Source organism: Kribbella aluminosa, from assembly GCF_017876295.1.
Taxonomy (GTDB): Bacteria; Actinomycetota; Actinomycetes; order Propionibacteriales; family Kribbellaceae; genus Kribbella; species Kribbella aluminosa.
The window spans coordinates 4,370,468-4,389,531 of the sequence record NZ_JAGINT010000001.1 but is presented as its reverse complement, the minus strand read 5'-3'; the positions used below and the strand labels follow the sequence as shown (position 1 = coordinate 4,389,531).

15 protein-coding genes and 1 pseudogene are annotated in these 19,064 nt (G+C 70.2%); 11 read left to right on the top strand and 5 right to left on the bottom strand.

Annotated features, from left to right (window positions below; translation table 11 throughout):
* Positions 1-254 precede the first annotated feature (254 nt).
* Complete coding sequence (locus JOF29_RS21080; protein WP_209695858.1) at positions 255-773, bottom strand: GNAT family N-acetyltransferase; 519 nt, start codon at positions 771-773, stop codon at positions 255-257.
* A gap of 127 nt (positions 774-900) precedes the next feature.
* Positions 901-2,364, bottom strand: a complete 1,464-nt coding sequence (locus JOF29_RS21075; protein WP_209695857.1) for an ArnT family glycosyltransferase — start codon at positions 2,362-2,364, stop codon at positions 901-903.
* Between the two features lie 165 nt (positions 2,365-2,529).
* Here JOF29_RS21075 and JOF29_RS21070 point away from each other — a divergent pair, with 165 nt between their 5' ends.
* The 4 genes and pseudogenes from JOF29_RS21070 (at position 2,530) to JOF29_RS21055 (ending at position 8,202) form a co-directional block, all read left to right on the top strand.
* Positions 2,530-3,612, top strand: a complete 1,083-nt coding sequence (locus JOF29_RS21070) for a LacI family DNA-binding transcriptional regulator (protein ID WP_209695856.1) — start codon at positions 2,530-2,532, stop codon at positions 3,610-3,612.
* A 210-nt stretch (positions 3,613-3,822) separates the two neighbouring features.
* A complete protein-coding gene (locus tag JOF29_RS45440; protein ID WP_209695855.1) occupies positions 3,823-5,373 on the top strand; it encodes a MinD/ParA family ATP-binding protein in 1,551 nt (516 codons plus the stop codon).
* A gap of 240 nt (positions 5,374-5,613) precedes the next feature.
* Positions 5,614-7,636: pseudogene (gene thrS, locus JOF29_RS21060) on the top strand (threonine--tRNA ligase).
* Entirely contained in the window at positions 7,633-8,202 is a 570-nt protein-coding gene (locus JOF29_RS21055; protein WP_209695854.1) for an HIT family protein, read from the top strand. The pseudogene thrS and the gene JOF29_RS21055 overlap by 4 nt, the downstream one beginning before the upstream one ends.
* 1 nt (position 8,203) lies before the next feature.
* Here JOF29_RS21055 and JOF29_RS21050 read toward each other — a convergent pair whose 3' ends face one another.
* Positions 8,204-9,151 (bottom strand): hypothetical protein, encoded by a 948-nt coding sequence (locus JOF29_RS21050; RefSeq protein ID WP_245357693.1) that lies wholly within the window; start codon positions 9,149-9,151, stop codon positions 8,204-8,206.
* A gap of 107 nt (positions 9,152-9,258) precedes the next feature.
* Between JOF29_RS21050 and pgsA the strand changes: the two genes are divergently transcribed.
* Genes pgsA through JOF29_RS21035 form a run of 3 tightly spaced genes read left to right on the top strand, consistent with a single transcriptional unit; the run spans position 9,259 to position 11,871 of the window.
* Positions 9,259-9,894: a phosphatidylinositol phosphate synthase gene (gene pgsA, locus JOF29_RS21045; protein WP_245357692.1), complete on the top strand. Its 636-nt coding sequence runs from the start codon at positions 9,259-9,261 to the stop codon at positions 9,892-9,894.
* A complete protein-coding gene (locus JOF29_RS21040; protein ID WP_209695853.1) occupies positions 9,894-10,763 on the top strand; it encodes a phosphatidylinositol mannoside acyltransferase in 870 nt (289 codons plus the stop codon). Before pgsA ends, JOF29_RS21040 begins: the two co-directional genes overlap by 1 nt.
* A gap of 10 nt (positions 10,764-10,773) precedes the next feature.
* Positions 10,774-11,871 (top strand): glycosyltransferase family 4 protein, encoded by a 1,098-nt coding sequence (locus JOF29_RS21035; protein ID WP_209695852.1) that lies wholly within the window; start codon positions 10,774-10,776, stop codon positions 11,869-11,871.
* Here the strand turns inward: JOF29_RS21035 and JOF29_RS21030 are convergent.
* Positions 11,864-12,271 carry an HIT family protein gene (locus tag JOF29_RS21030; RefSeq protein WP_209695851.1) on the bottom strand — a complete coding sequence of 136 codons (408 nt, stop codon included), beginning with the start codon at positions 12,269-12,271 and terminating at the stop codon, positions 11,864-11,866. The genes JOF29_RS21035 and JOF29_RS21030 overlap by 8 nt on opposite strands.
* A gap of 63 nt (positions 12,272-12,334) precedes the next feature.
* On the opposite strand from JOF29_RS21030, the gene JOF29_RS21025 reads away from it, so the two are divergent.
* From JOF29_RS21025 to JOF29_RS21015, 3 genes are read left to right on the top strand one after another with little or no spacing between them, the layout of a single operon-like run.
* Positions 12,335-12,784 (top strand): hypothetical protein, encoded by a 450-nt coding sequence (locus JOF29_RS21025; RefSeq protein ID WP_209695850.1) that lies wholly within the window; start codon positions 12,335-12,337, stop codon positions 12,782-12,784.
* Positions 12,781-13,656, top strand: a complete 876-nt coding sequence (locus JOF29_RS21020; RefSeq protein ID WP_209695849.1) for a tetratricopeptide repeat protein — start codon at positions 12,781-12,783, stop codon at positions 13,654-13,656. Before JOF29_RS21025 ends, JOF29_RS21020 begins: the two co-directional genes overlap by 4 nt.
* Positions 13,653-14,945: an AAA family ATPase gene (locus tag JOF29_RS21015; RefSeq protein ID WP_209695848.1), complete on the top strand. Its 1,293-nt coding sequence runs from the start codon at positions 13,653-13,655 to the stop codon at positions 14,943-14,945. The genes JOF29_RS21020 and JOF29_RS21015 overlap by 4 nt, the downstream gene beginning before the upstream one ends.
* Here the strand turns inward: JOF29_RS21015 and JOF29_RS21010 are convergent.
* Positions 14,903-17,053, bottom strand: coding sequence for an elongation factor G-like protein EF-G2 (locus JOF29_RS21010; protein ID WP_209695847.1), 2,151 nt, complete (start codon positions 17,051-17,053; stop codon positions 14,903-14,905). The two genes, JOF29_RS21015 and JOF29_RS21010, sit on opposite strands and share 43 nt — an antisense overlap.
* Before the next feature lie 94 nt (positions 17,054-17,147).
* Here JOF29_RS21010 and JOF29_RS21005 point away from each other — a divergent pair, with 94 nt between their 5' ends.
* Complete coding sequence (locus tag JOF29_RS21005) at positions 17,148-19,052, top strand: DUF2207 domain-containing protein (protein WP_209695846.1); 1,905 nt, start codon at positions 17,148-17,150, stop codon at positions 19,050-19,052.
* Positions 19,053-19,064: the final 12 nt, after the last annotated feature.

Below are 19,064 nucleotides of genomic sequence, written 5' to 3'. Positions count from 1 at the left end.
CTGCACGGGTGGACGTTCTGCGGGTGACCTCGCTTCGCTCGGCTCCCGCGGTGGGCGGGTGGCTCGGGTGGGGTGGGCTGGTTGGGGCGGATCGCCAGGCCATCACAATTTGCGTGGGATGGGGTGCGGTAGGCGTGAGGTAGGGCCGGTTGCGTGGATTGTGATGGCGTGGCGGTCCGGTAGCTGTGGCGGAGTTGGGGGTTGCGGCGTGGGGCCTGCCCCGTGGGTGGGGTGTAGGGGATGAGGTGGTGGGGTTAGGTCGTGGGCTGTGGGAGGGGCTGGTGGGTTGTTGGGGTGTAGAGGAAGCGGCGGCTGGTGGGGGTGGGGGAGAGTTCTTGCAGGCCGGCGGTGAGCATTACGTGGGCTGAGGCGGTGTTGGGTGGGTGGCATTCGCCCCACAGGGTGGGGACTGACAGGTGGGTGTGGCAGTGGGTGAGGGCCGCGGTCAGGGCTTCGGTTGCGTAGCCGTGGGAGCGGTGGGCGGGGTGGATGGCGTAGCCGAAGCTCCAGGCGGCGATGGGGGAGTTGCTTTCGCCTAGGCCTAGCCAGCCGACAGGGGTGGTGTGGTGGGTGAGGATCAGCTGGAGGTGGGTGCCGTTTCGGCTGGTGCCGCCGGCGTGGAGGTCCAGCCATTCGCGGACGGACGGGATGTCGCGGGGGCCGTAGTCGTCCATGAAGCGGGCTACTCGGGGGTCGGTCCAGAGTTCGCAGAGCATCTGGAAGTCGGACTCGACGGGCCAGCGGAGGGTGAGCCTTGGGGTGGTGAGCTCCATTCGGGGACGTTAGCGGTCGGGTTCAGCTGAGGGCTACCGGATTTACGACGAGGATCCCGTGCACGTGATCGGCCCGCACCTGACGACCACGATCCAGCGAGCTGGAAGCCCGCGCCGCAGTGGGCGCTCAGTAGTACTGGCGGATCTTCGGCCAGAGCGCGGACCACGGCTCGGCCGGTGCCGCGCACAGGACCAGCGCGGTGCCGTCCTCGTCGTTCGAAACGATGCTGTGTACGGTGCCGACCTGGTTGCAGTCGCGGAAGTACTTCTCGAAGATCGGCGTCCGTTCGATTTCGACGAGCAGTACCGGCCCGGTGCTGGAGTCCGGCGGCCGGGCCCACTCCCAGAAGCTCATGTGCGGGGAGTACGGCATCGGCAGCCCGCGGGCGGGACCGTACCGAACGAGCGCCCCGGCCTCCCCGTAGTTGCCGGTCACGATCGTCGCGGTGGAACGCTGATCCGCCGGCACCTGGTGCCACGCGGCAGCCACCGCATCGGTGAACGAGGGCCAGCCGATCTGCTCGCCCTGCTCCTTGTTCACCGGTATGACGAGGTCCGCCGCCGACGCCGGCAGCACCGGCAGCGTGAATAACGCCGACGACAATGCGGTCAGTACCAACGTGACGACCGCCGTACGTCGCCGCCGTTCGACCCACCGCAGCGTCGGCTCGCACCCCGCCGCGACGAGTACGAGCAGCAACGGCAGCGCGTAGTACGACTTCCCGCCGACGGCGAGTACGGCGACGCACAGCACCGGGTAGGCGAGCGCCACAGCACGGGCCCAAGGCAACGAACGCCAGATGCGGCGGAACCCGGCGACCCAGACCGCGACCAGGAACGGCGACAGCTGAAGGATCTGCAGCGGGACGAACATGATCCGGTTCTCGGTGCCGTCGTCGGCACTGATCCCGCCCGCGACCTTGAGCTGCGGCCAGTCGTGCTGGAACTGCCACACCACGTTCGGCAAGGCGATCAGCCCTGCGACAGCCAAGCCCGCGAGCACCCACCAGGACCGCAGCACGCTCCGCGGACCGACGATCAGCAACGACACCAGCAGTGCGCCGATCGGCAGCACCACAAGGTACTTGTTCTCCAACGCGATCCCGGCCGTCAGCCCCAGGGCGAGCCACCATCGGCCGTCCCGCGTTTGCAGCAGCTTCACCGCGAACAGCGCGATCAGCATCCAGGCCAGCAGGTCGTACGTCGCCGTCGACACCATGTGCCCGACCCCGAGCACGAACCCGGAGACCGCGGCGCAGACGGCCGCGAGCACCTGACCGCGCCGCGCGCTGCCGAACTCCCGGGCGAGCAGCGCGACCACGACGATCGTCGCGACGCTGCTCAGCGTCGACAGCACCCGCAGACCCATCACGGTGTCGCCGAAGATCGTGGTCGACACGCGCGCGATGAACGGCGTCAGCGGCGGCTGGTCGACGTACCCCCAGCCGAGGTGCCGGCCGGCGACCATGAAGTACAACTCGTCGCGGTGGTAGCCGTAGCGGCCGGACAGCGCGGTGAGTACGACGCCGACCAGGACTGCGACGGCCGCTACCGGCCGGGCCGCGAAGGCAGGCACTGCTGGGCGGGTCATGGCGGCATGGTGTCAGTCGAAGCGGGCCGCGACCAGGGCAGGAAGCGAGGTTCGGTGGCGCGATCGAGAAGCAGGACCCGGCCCGTGAGCGTCGACGTCCGCCACCGCCGACAGTTCCGGCGGGATGATTGGATATGTCAAGAGGACAGGTGAGGTGGCGACTTCGTGACACTGCTGTACGAGCGGATCTGCGCTCATGTGCTGGAGCAGCTGCGCCGTGGTGCGCTCCGGCCGGGGGACCGGGTGCCGTCGGAGATGGAGCTGGCGGCGCAGTTCGGCGTCAGCCGGATCACCTCCAAGCGTGCCCTGGAGGTGCTGCGGGAGGCCGGTCTGGTGGAGCGGGTCCGCGGCAAAGGCACGTTCGTCGTACGGCGGCTGCCTGACCTCACCGACCTGAGCGTCCCGCTCCGGCCGGCGCAGCGGCGGGAGGCGCGGTCCGTGGCGCTCATCGTCCCGGACATGTCCGAGGCGTACGGGCTGGACCTGCTGAACGCGATCGAGGAACGCTGCGCGGAGTACGGCGCGCACCTGGTGGTACGGCGTACCCACGGGCGTCAGACCGATGAAGAGAAGGCCGTCGACTCGCTGGTGGCCGCTGTGGACGGGCTGATCGTGTTCCCGGTACACGGGGACTTCTACAACGCCAGCCTGCTCCGCCAGGTGCTGGACGGGTTCCCGGTAGTGCTGGTGGACCGCCACCTGTCAGGGATCCCGGTGTCCGCCGTACTGACCGACAACGTCGCCGCGGCGCGGGCACTGACCACCCGGCTGCTGGACCACGGGCATGAGCACATCGCGTTCGTCTCGCCACCGCCCGTGAACACCTCGTCCATCGAGGACCGGCTGGAAGGCTTCCGTACCGCGTTCGGCGAGCGCGGCCAGCCGTACGAGTTGACCGACCTGCGGAGCACCCTGCCGGGTTCGACTACGACGGAGAGCGTGCGGGCGGACCTGGACACCATCCGCGCGTTCCGCGCCAACCGGCCCGAGGTGACGGCGTACTTCGCCTGTGAGTACAACCTGGCCCGCATGGTCGACCGGGTGCTGGGCGGGGACCGCGTGGTGGCCTGCTTCGACTCACCGGGCGACTCCATCGGCGGACCGCCGTACCTGCACGTCAGACAGAACCAGACCGAGATGGGCCGCCGCGCCGTCGACCTCCTGCTCGCACAACTGCGCGGTGAGCAGGTGCCGAGCCTCTCGTACGTACCGTTCGAGCTGATCGACGCCGAGCGCCGGCAGGTGTGACCAGCTCACCGGGACGCATGGTCCTGGTGAGCCTGGATACTGGTTGCGGAACCGTCACCGGACGGCTCCGGGTGGTGACGTGGTGAGGACACTCGGTCGTGGGATAGTGGACCCCTCCCGGAGACCTCACCTCCGGCGTACCGAGAACAAGTACCCAGAACAAGCTCCAGGGGCCACCCGCCCCCTCTGACAGAATCGGGGATCCAGGTCGTGACCGACTCGCACAACTCCGGACAGCACAAGGACCGGGAAGCGGCGGCGGCCGAGGTCCGGAGAATGTGGCAGCCGACCCCCTCCTGGACCCAGCCGGACGACGGCGAGGCCGTCGAGGAGACCACGGGGAACGCCGAGGACCCTGAGTACTCGGCGCAGCAGCCGGACGCACTGTCCGACGACTTCCCGGGCGACTCCTGGTCCGGACCGGCGGCCAAGCCGGTCGACCAGCCCGCGCCGTGGACCCAGCCGCAACAGAGCCAGCCGGCCCCCTCCTGGACGCAGCCGGTGCCGGACTCTGCCGCGTCCTCGTGGAGCCAGCCGGAGCCGCAGGACGACGAGGCCGACCCGGAGCCGGAGACCACGACGACGGACGAGCCTGCGAGTCCCCAGCCGGACGCCCCGGTGTTCGGCGGCGGCTCGTTCCAGAACGCCGGTCAGGAGCAGGCCCCGCAGTCCGGCCAGTTCCCCCCGGCTCCCCAGACACCGCAGACACCGCAGAACCAGCAGAACCCGCAGCCTGGTCAGGGCAGTCAGCCGCTCTCGCCGGCCGCGCAGCACTTCTTCCCGCAGGGCATCCCCGGCCAGCAGGCCCAGCAGCAGCCGCCGCAGAACCTGTCGTTCCGTACCGACGACCTGATTCAGGCGCTGCCGCTGCCGCGCGAGGCTCCCGCCGAGCGCGGCGTCCGGAGCATGCTGAAGCTGCGTCCCGGTACGACGGAGCGCTCCGAGCGGCTCGCCCGCGCGATCGCCGCGACGGCCTTCCGCCGCCCGGTGACGATCGTCATCGCGAACCCGAAGGGCGGCTCCGGCAAGACGCCGACGACGCTGCTGCTGTCCGGCGCGCTCGGCCAGGCCCGCGGCGGCGGTGTCGTGGCCTGGGACAACAACGAGCTGCGCGGCAACATGCACCTGCGCACCCACGACACGAACTCGCGGTCCACCGTCACGGACATGCTGCAGGCGATGCCGATGCTGACTCAGCCGGACGCCCGGCTCGGCGACGTCGCGGCGTACCTGCGGCACCAGGTGTCCGGTCAGTACGACGTGCTGACGTCGGCGACCACGACGTACGCGCAGATCGAGGCGAAGGACTTCGACCTGGTGCACCGGTTGCTGAGCCGGTTCTACAAGGTGCTCGTGATCGACACCGGGAACAACGAGGGCTCCAGCAACTGGCGCGAAGCGATGAAGGCGGCCGACGCCCTCGTCATCCCGATCAAGTGGAAGAGCCTGTCCTGCGCGGCCGCCGTGCAGATGCTGGAGGAGCTCGACAACCAGGGCCCCGAGGCGCAGCGGCTGATCCGCCGCGCGGTGATCGCGGTCTCGAACGGCCCCGGCGACGTGAACAGGGACGTCGAGAAGCAGCTCCGGCCGTACTTCGAGTCCCGCGCGGCCGCGGTCATCGACATCCCGACCGACATGCACATCGCCGCCGAAGGCCCGCTCGACCACTCCGCCCTGCAGCCGGCCACCCGCCGCGCCGCCCTGGAGCTGGCCGCCAAGGTCTCCGAGCAGATCACGATCGCCCTGAACACTCCGCGCTGACACCCCGCGCCGAACACCCCGCGCCGAACACCCCGCGCTAAGGAGCTTGCCCCTTCGACTGGAGGGTTGCCCCCTCAAAATATGAGGGGGCAACCCTCCACTTGAAGCGATATCCCCTGACCTGGAGGGTTGTGCCCGGGGCTGGCGGGGGTGGTGGCGCGGGGTGGAGGTCAGCGGGGTCGATACCATCTGCTTCGTGGCCGGTAATTCGGCCGGTCACGCACGAACCGAGGAGTGAACGTGTCGGAAGTCAAGGTCCAGCTGGTCGGCGTCGAGGGCGAGGCTGAGCGGAGTGTGACCGAGACGACGACGATCGGGGAGCTGTTCGCCGCGATCTTCGGCCAGGACCGCTCCGCCATCGCCGCCCGCGTCAACGGTGAGCTGCGCGACCTCTCCCGGGTGGTCGCGGACGGCGACCGGATCGAGCCGGTCAAGGCGGCGTCCGCGGACGGCCGCGCGATCATCCGGCACTCGACCGCGCACGTGCTCGCGCAGGCCGTGCAGGACGTGTTCCCGGAGGCCAAGCTCGGCATCGGCCCGCCGGTGGAGAACGGGTTCTACTACGACTTCGACGTACCGACGCCGTTCACGCCGGAGGACCTGACCAAGCTCGAGAAGAAGATGCAGCAGATCATCAAGGAGCGGCAGCGGTTCAGCCGCCGGGTGGTCAGCGACGACGACGCGCGCACCGAGCTGGCCTCGGAGCCGTACAAGCTCGAGCTGATCGGCATCAAGGGCTCGGCCGCGGACGACGCCGAGGGCGCGTCGGTCGAGGTCGGCGGCGGTGAGCTGACGATCTACGACAATGTCCGCCGCGACGACAGCGTCGCCTGGAAGGACCTGTGCCGCGGCCCGCACGTCCCGGCCACGGGGTACCTCGGCAACTTCAAGCTGATGCGGACGGCGGCGGCGTACTGGCGGGGGAGCGAGAAGAACCCGCAGCTGCAGCGCATCTACGGCACCGCGTGGGAGACCAGGGACGAGCTGAAGGCGTACCTGACCCGCCTGGAGGAGGCCGCCAAGCGGGACCACCGCAAGCTCGGCACCGAGCTCGACCTGTTCAGCTTCCCCGACGAGATCGGCTCCGGCCTCGCGGTCTTCCACCCCAAGGGCGGCGTGCTGCGGAAGGTGATGGAGGACTACTCCCGGCAGCGGCACGTCGAGGACGACTACGAGTTCGTCTACTCGCCGCACATCACCAAGGCGCAGCTGTTCGAGACCTCCGGGCACCTGGACTGGTACGCCGACGGCATGTATCCGCCGATGCACCTGGACGAGGAGCGCGGCGCGGACGGGCAGATCCGCAAGCAGGGCCAGGACTACTACCTGAAGCCGATGAACTGCCCGATGCACAACCTGATCTTCGCGGCCCGCGGCCGGTCGTACCGGGAGCTGCCGCTGCGGCTGTTCGAGTTCGGCACCGTGTACCGGCTGGAGAAGTCCGGCGTCGTGCACGGCATGACCCGGGCCCCGCGGCTTCACCCAGGACGACGCGCATATCTACTGCGCCCGTGAGCAGATGCGCGACGAGCTGCGGAACCTGCTGACCTTCGTGCTCGGCCTGCTCGCCGACTACGGCCTGGACGACTTCTACCTCGAGCTCTCGACCAAGAACCCGGACAAGTTCGTCGGCTCCGACGAGGTCTGGGAGGAGGCCACCGAGACGCTCCGGGAAGTTGCCGAGGGCTCCGGTCTCGAGCTGGTCCCGGACCCGGGCGGCGCGGCCTTCTACGGCCCGAAGATCTCCGTCCAGGCCAAGGACGCGATCGGCCGGACCTGGCAGATGTCGACGATCCAGCTGGACTTCAACCTGCCGGAGCGGTTCGGCCTGGAGTACACCGCGCCGGACGGTTCCCGGCAGCGGCCGGTGATGATCCACCGGGCCCTGTTCGGCTCGATCGAGCGGTTCGTCGCCGTACTGACCGAGCACTACGCGGGCGCCTTCCCCCCGTGGCTGGCCCCGGTCCAGGTGATCGGCATCCCGATCACGGACGGGCACGTCGACTACCTGCTCGAGGTCGCCAAGCAGTTGAAGGCGCAGGGCATCCGGGTCGAGATCGACGCCTCCGACGACCGGATGCAGAAGAAGATCCGGAACGCGCAGAAGTCCAAGGTGCCGTACATGCTGATCGCCGGCGACGACGACGTGGCCATGGCGTCCGTTTCGTTCCGGTACCGCGACGGCTCGCAGCACAACGGCGTACCGATCGCGGACGCGGTCGCGGAGATCGTCGAGTCGGTCGAAAAGCGCGTCCAGGTATGACCGAACACCCCGACTCGCCGTACGCGCCGGACGAGTTGGTGCGGCAGGGCGGTGTCGGGGTGCCGGATGCGTTCATGCGGCTGTGGACGCCGCACCGGATGGCGTACATCGAGGGGGAGAACAAGCCGACCAGTTCGGCGGCCGGCTCCGGCTGCCCGTTCTGCCGGCTCCCCGGGCTGGCGGACGCGGACGCGCTGATCGTGCATCGCGGCGAGTCGGCGTACGCCGTCCTGAACCTGTACCCGTACAACCCGGGCCACCTGATGGTCGTGCCCTACCGGCACGTCGCCGACTACACCGAGCTGACCGACCAGGAGGTCGCCGACGTCGCGACCCTCACCCGGCAGGCGATGCAGGCCGTGCGCGCCGTCTCCGGAGCGCACGGCTTCAACATCGGCATGAACCAGGGCGACATCGCCGGCGCCGGAATCGCCGCGCACCTTCACCAGCACGTGGTGCCCAGGTGGTCCGGCGACATGAACTTCATGCCGGTGATCGCCGGTACCAAGGTCCTCCCGCAACTCCTCACCGACACCCGGGCACTGCTCGCGAAGTCCTGGCCGTAGGTCAGCGCAGGAACAACGGGAGCATTGGGTCGACCAACGTCGTCAGGGTGTCGAGGCTTACCGGCTGGGGTGGGTCGGTGAGGGCGGTGACGCGGACTACTCGGCGGCCCTGGCGGAAGACGAGTTCGGGGGTTTCGGGGAGGTAGTAGCCGGGGTCGCCCAGTGGGGCGAACTGGGGTGGGGGGATCTGCTGGGTTTCGGGGATCGTCTTCTGGCCGAAGGCTTCGACGATCGAGACCGTGGCGTCGCGGGTTCCCCAGATGCACGTGAGGGCGCCCTTCACGCGGTAGTCGCGTCGCAGTTGCACCTGCGCGCGGACGAACCGCTCGGCCGCCGAGTTGGATAGCTGGCACGTCTCGTCGACCTGACGCGCGGGCCGCAGACTCCGCGGTACGGCGTCCCGCGCGGCCTCGGCGATCGCGACGGCCGTGGCCCGGTTGATGCCGTCCGGCGTACCGAGGTCGATACCGCCGGCCGGCGTGACCCGGACCGCGTGGCCGTCGGCGTGGAACACCAGGCGGGACTCGCCGATCAGGGCCTCCGGTCCGAGCTCGGGCAGCGAGTCCACCCCGCCGGCGCCCTTCATCAGCCGGACGAGCGAGTCCGGCCGGCTCGGCAGGGCGCTGACACCGATCGTGACCGCGCGCCCGTCGACGAGCAGCGTGCACAGGTCCATCGCGGGGAGGCCGCCGTCGTTCCACGCGTTCGGCTTCGCGGCGACGGGATGATTCAGCCGGGCTGCCAGCGTCCGGGAGATCGCCGTACACACCTGCGGTCCGGGCGCTCCCGCCGTACCGTCGAGGCCCTCGGCCTGTGGGGGAGCGACCGCGGTCGGGACCACCGTGGTGGGCAGCGCGGGCCGCGGCGTTGTGCCGTTCGCGCGCTGAGCCACCGCACACCCGCTGGTGAGGAGCAGGAGAACGAGCGCACCGGCCAGTCGTCGTGGCATGCGTCACCTCCTCCAGACCCAGCATCGCGCCTGGGAGGCTTCACCGCAGGCCGAAAGCCGTGCCTCTTCACCTGATGGTGATCCTGGTGAACTACGATCGCGCTGCCATGCTTAACAGATTCCGGCAGTTCTGGACCAAGGTGATCACGCCGATCGCCACCCTCCTGCTCAAGCTCGGCGTGACCGCCGACATGGTCACGCTCGTCGGCACCATCGGGGTGTCCGCCGGTGCGCTGATCTTCTTCCCGCGCGGGCAGCTGTGGATCGGCGTCGTGGTGATCACGCTGTTCGTGTTCTCCGACCTGATCGACGGCCACATGGCCCGGACCTCGGGGACGTCCTCGAAATGGGGCTCGTTCCTCGACTCGACGCTGGACCGGATCGCCGACGGCGCGATCTACGGCGGCCTCGTGATGTACTACGCGAACTCGCGGGCCGGCGACTCCACCCTGATGGCCGCGGTGACGCTGTGGGCGCTGGTCATGGGCGCGGTCACGTCGTACGCGCGGGCCAAGGCGGAGAGCCTCGGCCTGAAGGCCAGCGGCGGTCTCGCCGAGCGCGCCGACCGGCTGGTGTTCACGCTGATCCTGGCGTTCTTCTCGGACGTCTTCGACCTGCCGATCCTGCTCGAGCTGGTGATCTGGTACGTCGCCGTCGCGAGCACGATCACGGTGATCCAGCGCTCGCTCTCGGTCCGCAAACAGGTCATGTCCGACCCGGCGAAGAACGACCTCGAGTCCTGATGGCCGCCGCCCGGCAGCGGGCCGTCGACCTGGCGTTCGCGCTCGCCTGGACCCTGGTACGGCGGTTGCCCGAGCGGACCGTGACCTGGCTGTTCACGAAGGCGGCCGACCGTACCTACGCCCGCAACAGCCGCGGCGTACGGCGGCTGCGCGGCAACCTGGCCGCCGTACGCCCGGAGGCCACCGACGCCGAGCTGGACGCGCTGACCCGGGCCGGGATGCGCTCGTACCTGCGCTACTGGCAGGAGGCGTTCCGGCTGCCGGAATGGTCCGACGAGCAGATCGTCGGCCGGGTGCGGACGGTCAACGAGAAGCTGCTGCGGGACGCGTACGCCGCCGGGCAGGGTGTGATCTGCGCGCTGCCGCACCTGGCGAACTACGACCACGCGGGCGCCTGGGCCGGCCTGACCGGGATGCCGGTGTCGACGGTCGCGGAGCGCCTGCAGCCGGAGTCCCTGTTCGACCGCTTCATCGAGTACCGCAAGAAGCTCGGCATGGAGGTGCTGCCGCTCACCGGCGGCGACGAGGACCCGACGGCGGTACTCGCGGACCGGCTGCGGGCGGGCGGATTCGTCTGCCTGGTGGCCGATCGGGACCTGTCCGAGCGCGGCGTCCCGGTGACGTTCTTCGGCCGCCCGTCGCGGATGCCGGCCGGGCCGGCCGCGCTGAGCCTCAAGACGGGCGCGCCGCTGATTCCGGCGACCCTGCACTACGACGGACCCGAGCTGGTGATCACGTTCCACGACGCGATCGAGCCGGACGGCGGCACGGCCGCGATGACCCAGCGGTGCGCCGACGCGTTCGCCGCGGGGATCGCCGAGCACCCCGGCGACTGGCACATGCTGCAGCGGATCTTCCTCGACCAGTAAGAATCCAGGTGTGAGGATCGGCGTGGTGTGCCCGTACTCGCTGGGTACGCCCGGCGGGGTGCAGAACCACGTCCGCGACCTCGCCGAGGCGCTGCTCGCCCTCGGGCACGAGGTGTCCGTCCTCGCACCGGTCGACGATGCCGACACAGCTCCGCCGTACGTCGTCTCCTCCGGCCGCGCGGTCGGCGTACCGTACAACGGGTCGGTCGCCCGCGTGACGTTCGGCCCCCGTACGGCGGCCCGGGTGAAGAACTGGCTCGCCGACGGGAACTTCGACGTGGTGCACGTGCACGAGCCCACCACGCCGAGCGCGTCGATCATCGCGCTCTGGTCCGCGGACGGGCCGTTCGTGGCGACGTTCCACACCTGGCAGGTGCGGTCCCGGGCGATGAGCGTGGCGGCCGGCCTGCTGCGCCCGGCGCTGGAGAAGATCGACGCGCGGATCGCGGTCTCGGAGAACGCCCGCTCGATGATGGTGCAGCACATCGGCGGCGAGGCCGTGGTGATCCCGAACGGCCTCTACACCGCCCGCTTCAAGGGCAGCCCGCGCGCGGAGTGGATGGGCGCGGACGGCACGATCAGCTTCCTCGGCCGGCTGGACGAGCACCGTAAGGGGCTCGGCGTCCTGCTCGACGCCGTACCGCTGCTGCTGGCCGAGCGGCCGCGGCTGAAGATCCTCGTCGCCGGGTCGGGCCAGGCGGACGAGGCGCGCCGCTCCCTGCCGTCGCGGTACCGCGACAACGTGCTGTTCCTCGGCGCGATCGACGACGAGGCCCGCGCCGACATGCTCGCCGTGTCCGACCTGTACGTCGCGCCGCACCTCGGCGGGGAAAGCTTCGGCATCGTGCTGCTCGAGGCGATGGCTGCGGGCGCACCGGTGCTGGCGAGCGACCTGGCCGCGTTCCGCCAGGTGCTGGACGGCGGCGACCTGGGCGAGCTGTTCGAGCCCGGCAACGTACCCGAGCTGGCCGCCCGCGCGCTCCGGCTGCTCCGTCGCCCCGAAGAACGCGAGCGGCTCCGGTCCGCGGGCCTGGCCGCCGTACCGCGTTATGACTGGTCGGTCCTGCTCCCGGAATTGCTGTCCGTGTACGAGCTCGTCGCTAGATGAGCTTTTCGTGCACGGCCTTGATCTCGTCCAGGTCGCCGGACTCCGGCTTCCACGGGAGGACCATCGGGTCGTTCGGGTAGCGGGGGATGACGTGCAGGTGGGTGTGGAAGACGCTCTGCCAGGCGTCGGCGCCGATGCAGCTCAGCAGATTCGCACCCGTGGCGCCGTCGAGGCGGTCGATGACGCGGCCGACCAGGGACTGGGCGAGCAGGGTGGCCGCGGTCAGGTCCTCGGGGGCGGCCTCGCGGAGGTCGGTCGAGTGCGCGCGCGGGATCACCAGCAGGTGTCCGGGGGTCGCCGGCGCGATGTCCATGAAGGCGATCGCGCGATCCGTCTCCGCGACCCGGGTGGAGGGGATGGTGCCGGCCACGATCCCGCAGAAGAGGCAGTTCTCGCTCATCCGCCCAGGCTATACACTGCGCGAGCCGAACCTGCCCAGCACAGTTGTCCTCCTAGGAGCCCGATGCCGGACGATCTCCTGCGCCCGACCATCGGCGCCGGCGTGAACATGTCGGTCCGCCCCTGGCGGCTGATGTCCCAGACGTACGTCGCGTTCTTCGGCGGCGTGATCGCGTCCACCGTGGTCGCCTACCTGAACGCGGGTCGGCTCGGTGTGGACGCCGCGAAGCGCCGGCTGATCCTGCTGTCCGGGCTCGCCGGCCTGGTCGTGGTGGTCGCCGTGTTCCTGCTGCTGTACGCCGACTCCGGGATCACGTCGGGGCTCCGGGTCGGGATCCGGGTGGTGGCGGTGCTGTGCTGCATGGCGCAGATCCGGCTGCAGCGGCCGATGGACCGGGCGTTCCAGTTGCGTGGTGCGGAGTACGGTTCGCTGTGGGGCGTGGGAATCGCGGCGACGATCGGTGGCGCGATCGCCGAGGCCTTGATCCTCCTCCTGGTGACGGTGATCTGGTGAACGATCCGAGCGAGTCCCGCCTGCAGATGGCCGCGCACTGGTTGCGGATCGCCCGCCCCGAGCGGGTTCTCGACGAGCTGCAGGGCCTGTCCGGCGACGAGGCTCTCGACTACCGCGCGTACCTGTTCCGAGGTGCGGCCCTGCACGCCCTCGAACGGAACGCGGAGGCCGTCGACGTACTGCGGGACGGCCTGGCGCAGCACGGACCGTTCCCGGCGATGCTGCACGTGCTCGGGTCGTCGCTGCGGTCGGAGGGCCGGCTGCCCGAGGCCGAGGCGGCGTTCCTGCAGGGGCTGAGCCTCGACCCGAACGACCCGGACCTGCTGATCGGTTACGCACACGTGTGCCTCGCCGCCGGGCAGGCGGAGAAGGCGGGCGCACTGGTCGAGCGGGCCGCGTCGCACGCGCCGGAGAGCGTGGCGGTGTCGGCGGCCCGCGCGCAGGTGGCGTTCGCGCTCGGCAAGGACCGCGACATGCACCGCCACAGCTCCGAAGCGCTCGCGTACGACCCCGAGGACCCGAATGCGCGCGCCTTGCACGGTACGGCGTCGATGCTGACCGGTGACTCCCGCGCCGGGTACGACTCGCTCCGCTCGGCCGCCGCCGCGCAGCCGGGTGACGAGGATCTGCGCGCGGCCGCCCGCGAGGCGAAGCTGTTCAACCACCCGCTGATGCTGCCGCTGCGGCCGTTCGCCCGGGTGAACCCGCTGGTCGTCTGGGTCGGCGCGGTCGTGGTGATCTACGGCCTCCGCGCCGTCGGCCTCGGCCCGTTGTCGTTCGCGTTCGCGATGATCTGGCTCGTGTTCTGCGTGTACTCCTGGGTCGTCCCGCCACTCGTCCGCCGCTGGATCAACCGGAGATGGGGCTCATGAGTAACAACCGGATCGACGCCTTGCGAAAGGCGGTCGAGGCGAACCCGGAGGACGTACTGCTGCGGCTGGTGCTGGCGGAGTCGCTGACCGTCGTGGGCGCGACCGATGAGGCCCTCGACCAGTACGTCGTACTCCTGGACCACCAGGGCCTGCCCGACGACCAGTTCGTACCGGTGGGGGAGCTGGCCGCGGCGAACGGGCGGCTCGCCCTGCTGCGGAACCTGCTCGAAGCGGCCCGCCAGCGCGGCGTCGTCGAGGGCACCGGGCGGCTGCAGCAGCTCGTCGACGGGATGATCGCGGAGCGCAGCGGCGTCCGGATCAAGGTCGGTCCCGAGGCGGAGACGCCGTACGAGCAGGAGCAGGTGTTGGAGACCACCACCTTCGACCAGGTCGGCGGCATGGACGAGATCAAGCGGGTCATCCACCGGATGGTGATCCTCCCGCAGAGCAGGCCGGAGCTGTACGAGAAGTACGGGCGGAAGTCCGGCGGCGGCGTGATGCTGTACGGCCCTCCCGGTTGCGGCAAGACGCTGCTGGCGCGGGCGACCGCGGGGGAGTGCGGGCTGCCGTTCATCAACGTCCGGATCGAGGACGTGATGGACCCGTACCTCGGCGTCTCCGAGCGGAACCTGCACGAGGCCTTCGAGCGAGCCCGCGCGAACGGGCCGTGCGTGCTGTTCCTCGACGAGCTGGACGCGCTGGCGTTCGCCCGGCACAAGCACGGCGGGTCCGAGGCGCGGCGGCTGGTCGACGTACTGCTGCAGGAAATGGACGCGATCGGCTCCGAGAACGAAGGCCTGCTGGTGCTCGCCGCGAGCAACGCGCCGTGGGACGTGGACGAGGCGATGCTCCGGCCGGGACGGTTCGACCGGGTGATCTTCGTACCGCCGCCGGACGAGCCCGCGCGCGCGGACATCCTCGGCGTACTGACCCGGGAGGTGCCGGCCGACGGGCTCGACCTGAAGGCGCTCGCCGCGCAGACCGCGATGTTCAGCGGCGCGGACCTGCGTGCGCTGATCGAGCGCGGCGTCGACAAGGTGATCGACGAGGCGCTGTCCACCGGTGGCGAGCCGCCGCTCGGGATGCAGCACCTGACCGACGCGCTCGCCGCGGTGAAGCCGTCGACCCTCGACTGGCTGCACCGGGTCCGCTCGTACATCGAGTTCGCCAACCAGAGCGAGCGGTACGACGACGTGGCGGCGTACCTCAAATCCCGCGACGTACGCCGCCGCCTCAACAAGCCTGACTACTTGAGCTTCGACGAAACCGACTCCGGCATCGCCTCGTAGTGGGAGAACTCGCGGCTGAACGACGCCGCGCCGTGGGCCAGCGAGCGCAGGTCGATGGTGTAGCGGGTGATCTCCACCTGCGGCACCTCGGCCTTCACCAGGGTGCGGTTCTCGCCGACCTTGTCGGTCCCGAGCAGCCGTCCGCGGCGCCCGGACAGGTCGCTCATCACCGCGCCGACCAGCTCGTCCGGTACCAGGACCGAGACCAGGTCCACCGGCTCGAGCATCGCCACCCGGGACGCGGCCGCCGCCTCCCGTAGCGCCAGCCCGCCGGCCATCTGGAACGCCATGTCGGACGAGTCGACGCTGTGCGACTTCCCGTCGCGCAAGGTGACCCGGATGTCGACCATCGGGTACCCGCCCCCGACGCCCTTCTCCATCTGCGCCCGGACGCCCTTCTCCACGCTCGGGATGAACTGCCGCGGCACCGCCCCGCCGACCACCTTGTCGACGAACTCGAACCCGGCGCCCTCCGGCAGCGGCTCGACCTCGATGTCGCAGACGGCGTACTGCCCGTGACCGCCGGACTGCTTGACGTGCCGCCCGTGCCCCTTGGCCGGGCCGCCGAACGTCTCCCGCAGCGGCACCCGGAGCTCGACGGTGTCCACGGTCACGCCGTACCGGTTCGCGAGCGCGTCCAGTACGACGTCCGAGTGCGCCTCGCCCATGCACCAGAGCACGATCTGGTGGGTTTCCGGGTTCTGCTCGATCCGCAGCGTCGGGTCCTCCGCGGCGAGTCGCTGCAGGCCGGCGCCGAGCTTGTCCTCGTCGGTCTTGGCGTGCGCCTGGACGGCGATCGGCAGCAACGGCTCCGGCATCGTCCACGGTTTCAGCAGCAGCGGATCAGCCTTGTCGGACAGCGAGTCGCCGGTCTCCGCGCGGGTCAGCCGGCCGATCGCGCACAGGTCGCCGGCGAGCACCTCACCGGCCGGGCGCTGGGTCTTGCCGAGCGGGAACGAGAGCGTGCCGATCCGCTCGTCCTCGTCGTGGTCCTCGTGCCCGTGCGACGCTCCGTTGTGGTCACCGAAGAAGGACGTGAAATGGCCCGACACGTGGACCGTCGCGTCGGGCCTGATGGTGCCGGAGAACACCCGGACCAGGCTGACCCTCCCGACGTACGGGTCGGACGTCGTCTTCACCACCTCGGCGAGCAGCGGCCCGTCCGGGGCGCAGACCAGGCCCTTCCGGGCCACTCCGTGCGGGTTGAAGGCTTCCGGGATGGTGTGCTCGGGCGGCGACGGGAACCCGCTGGTGATCACCTCGAGCAGCTCGTAGGTGCCGATACCCGAGGCGCTGCAGACCGGGACGACCGGGAAGAACGAGCCCCGGGCGACCGCCCGCTCGAGGTCCTCGATCAGCACCTTCTGGTCGATCTCCTCGCCGCCGAGGTACCGGTCCATCAGCGACTCGTCCTCGGACTCCTCGATGATGCCCTCGATCAGCGTGCCGCGGAGCTCCTCGACCTGGTCCGCGTACGACGGGTCCGGCGCGGACGTGGAGCGCTTGCCGTCCGAGTACTCGTAGTACGACTGGGTGAGCAAACCGATCAGCCCGTCGCCGGCGGGCAGGTACAGGGGCAGGACCTTGTCGCCGAACGCCGCCTGCGCGGTGGCCAGCGCGTTCTGGTAGTTCGCCCGGGCGTGGTCGAGCTTGGTGATCACCACGGCGCGCGGCATCCCGACCTCCTGGCATTCCTGCCAGACGGAGCGGGTCGGCTCGTCGACGCCCTCGCTCGCCGAGATCACGAACAGCGCACAGTCCGCGGCGCGCAGCCCGGCCCGCAGCTCGCCGACGAAATCGGCGTACCCGGGCGTGTCGATCAGGTTCACCTTCACTTTTCCTGAGACACCGTCGTGCGGGAGCGACGCCAGCGACAGGCCCACCGAACGCTGCTGGCGGATCTCGGCGTCGTCGAAGTCGCACACGGTGGTTCCGTCGACGACGGTGCCGGGTCTGTTCAGGACTCCGGAGGCCACCAGCAGGGCCTCGACGAGGGTGGTCTTGCCGGCGCCCGACGGACCGACCAGCACCACGTTGCGGATGGCGTCCGGGCTGTCCACAGCGGGCGCGGCTCCGGTGCCTTGGGAAGCGTTCGTCTTGTCTGCCATGACGTTCCTCCTGGTCCACCCACGATTCCCCTATCGGACACTTCGCACAAGTGCCCTCACCGCGCGGACCCCGCGAATCGATAGGGTCCGGGGTATGCGTAGGGCACTCGGGGTCGTCATCAGCACGTTGTTCGCGGTACTGGCGATGGCGGGATTCGCGGTGACGTCCGCCGGGCCCGCCGGCGCGCACCCGGCGGAGTACGGCGACAAGGTCACGAACTTCACGATCGGCTACACCGTCACCACGGACGGCGTACTGCAGGTCACGGAAACGATCGACTACCAGTTCGCGACCACCGGCCGGCACGGCATCTACCGGGACCTGGTGACCCGCGAGCCGTACGCCGACGACGCCTCGAAGGACCAGGAGTACCAGGTCTCGAAGATCAAGGTGTCGTCGCCGGACGCACCGTCCGAGTTCAGCACGTCGACCTCGTCGCGCAACCAGGGACGGTACGAGACCACCCAGATCAAGATCGGGTCCGCCAACGACACGGTGAAGGGCACCCGGGCGACGTACACGATCAGCTACGAGGTCCGCGGTGCGCTGCGGCACTTCGCGGACCACAGCGAGCTGTACTGGGACGCGACCGGCAACGGCTGGGACGCCACCCTGGAGAACGTCAAGGTCACCGTCAACGTCCCGCAGGGCGTCACGAAGGCGGAGTGCTTCACCGGCAAGTACGGCGCGCAGCAGACCTGCCCGTCCAGCACGGTCGTCGGCGGCCAGGGCGTGTTCGAGGCCACCAACCTGACGAACAGCGACCAGTTGACCGTCGTCGCCGGGATCACCGCGGGCGCCGTCCAGAACGACAAGCCGATCGTCGTGAACCCGCCGAGCTGGCTGGAGCGCAACGGTCTGTCCTGGCTGCAGCTGATCGGCTCCGGTGTCGTCACCGTGCTCGCCCTGGTGATCGCCGCGCTGTACGCGAAACTGGGCAACAAGGACCAGCGGTTCGCCGGGATGCCGCCGGGCACCTTCCCGCCGGACGGGACCTCGGCCGAGCCGGTGAAGGACGACCTCCGCGAGGACCAGCTCCCGGTCGCGTTCTCGCCGCCGCGGATCCCGGTCGCCGAGGGCGGCCTGCTGATCGACGCGAAGGCGACCACCACCGAGACGGCCGCGACACTGATCGACATGGCGGTCCGCGGCGGCGTCCGGATCGACAACGACGGCGAGACCCAGAAGGCCGTGCTGCTGAACCCGGCGGCCGCGACCGCACCGCACGAGCAGGCGCTGATGGCCGGGCTGTTCCCGACCCTGCAGCCCGGCTCCGAGGTGGTGCTGGAGCGCGGCGCGGTCGGCGACCACACGATGCGCAACGCCCACGACGCGATGATCAAGGCGCTCCGGGACCAGGTGCAGGCCCGGCAGTGGTACCTGCGGATGCCGCGGGCCGGTGGTGGCTCGCTGTTCAAGAAGGGCTTCAGCGGTGCGTGCCTGGGGATGGTCGCGCTCTGGGTGGTCGGCGCCGGCTTGATGGGAGTGGTGTCCGCCGGGGCAGGCGCGGGCCTGCCGGGCCGGAAAATCGTGCTCGCGGTCCCGCTGATCGCCGTGGTCGTTGCCATCGGCATCTGGGTCGCGATCCGCCGCCGCGGTCAGCGCAATCCGGCCGGCCGGGCGGTCACCGACCAGTTGGTGGGCTTCCGGAAGTACCTCGCCACCGCCGAGGTGGACCAGCTCCGCTTCGAGGAGGGCGAGGACATCTTCTCGAAGTACTTGCCCTGGGCCATCGCTTTCGGTCTCGCCGACCGCTGGCAGAAGGTCTGCGAGCAGCTCGTCGCAGCCGGCCGCATCCCGCCGGACCCGTACTGGTACTCCGGCCCGTCGTACTACACCTCCGGCTGGACCGCCGCCGCCGTCGGCTCGACGGTCGCCCACAGCTTCGACTCGCCGCCCACGCCCTCCAGCTCCGGCGGAGGCGGCGGCAGCTCCTCCGGCTTCAGCGGCGGCTTCTCCGGCGGCGGTGGCGGTGGTGGTGGCGGCGGTAGCTGGTAGTCGCGACCTCTA

Coding starts and splice junctions, on each gene's coding strand:
- JOF29_RS21080 (WP_209695858.1), bottom strand. CDS start 773: ATGGAGCTCACCACCCCAAGGCTCACCCTCCGCTGGCCCGTCGAGTCC.
- JOF29_RS21075 (WP_209695857.1), bottom strand. CDS start 2,364: ATGACCCGCCCAGCAGTGCCTGCCTTCGCGGCCCGGCCGGTAGCGGCC.
- JOF29_RS21055 (WP_209695854.1), top strand. CDS start 7,633: ATGACCGAACACCCCGACTCGCCGTACGCGCCGGACGAGTTGGTGCGG.
- JOF29_RS21050 (WP_245357693.1), bottom strand. CDS start 9,151: ATGCCACGACGACTGGCCGGTGCGCTCGTTCTCCTGCTCCTCACCAGC.
- pgsA (WP_245357692.1), top strand. CDS start 9,259: ATGCTTAACAGATTCCGGCAGTTCTGGACCAAGGTGATCACGCCGATC.
- JOF29_RS21040 (WP_209695853.1), top strand. CDS start 9,894: ATGGCCGCCGCCCGGCAGCGGGCCGTCGACCTGGCGTTCGCGCTCGCC.
- JOF29_RS21030 (WP_209695851.1), bottom strand. CDS start 12,271: ATGAGCGAGAACTGCCTCTTCTGCGGGATCGTGGCCGGCACCATCCCC.
- JOF29_RS21025 (WP_209695850.1), top strand. CDS start 12,335: ATGCCGGACGATCTCCTGCGCCCGACCATCGGCGCCGGCGTGAACATG.
- JOF29_RS21015 (WP_209695848.1), top strand. CDS start 13,653: ATGAGTAACAACCGGATCGACGCCTTGCGAAAGGCGGTCGAGGCGAAC.
- JOF29_RS21010 (WP_209695847.1), bottom strand. CDS start 17,053: ATGGCAGACAAGACGAACGCTTCCCAAGGCACCGGAGCCGCGCCCGCT.
- JOF29_RS21005 (WP_209695846.1), top strand. CDS start 17,148: ATGCGTAGGGCACTCGGGGTCGTCATCAGCACGTTGTTCGCGGTACTG.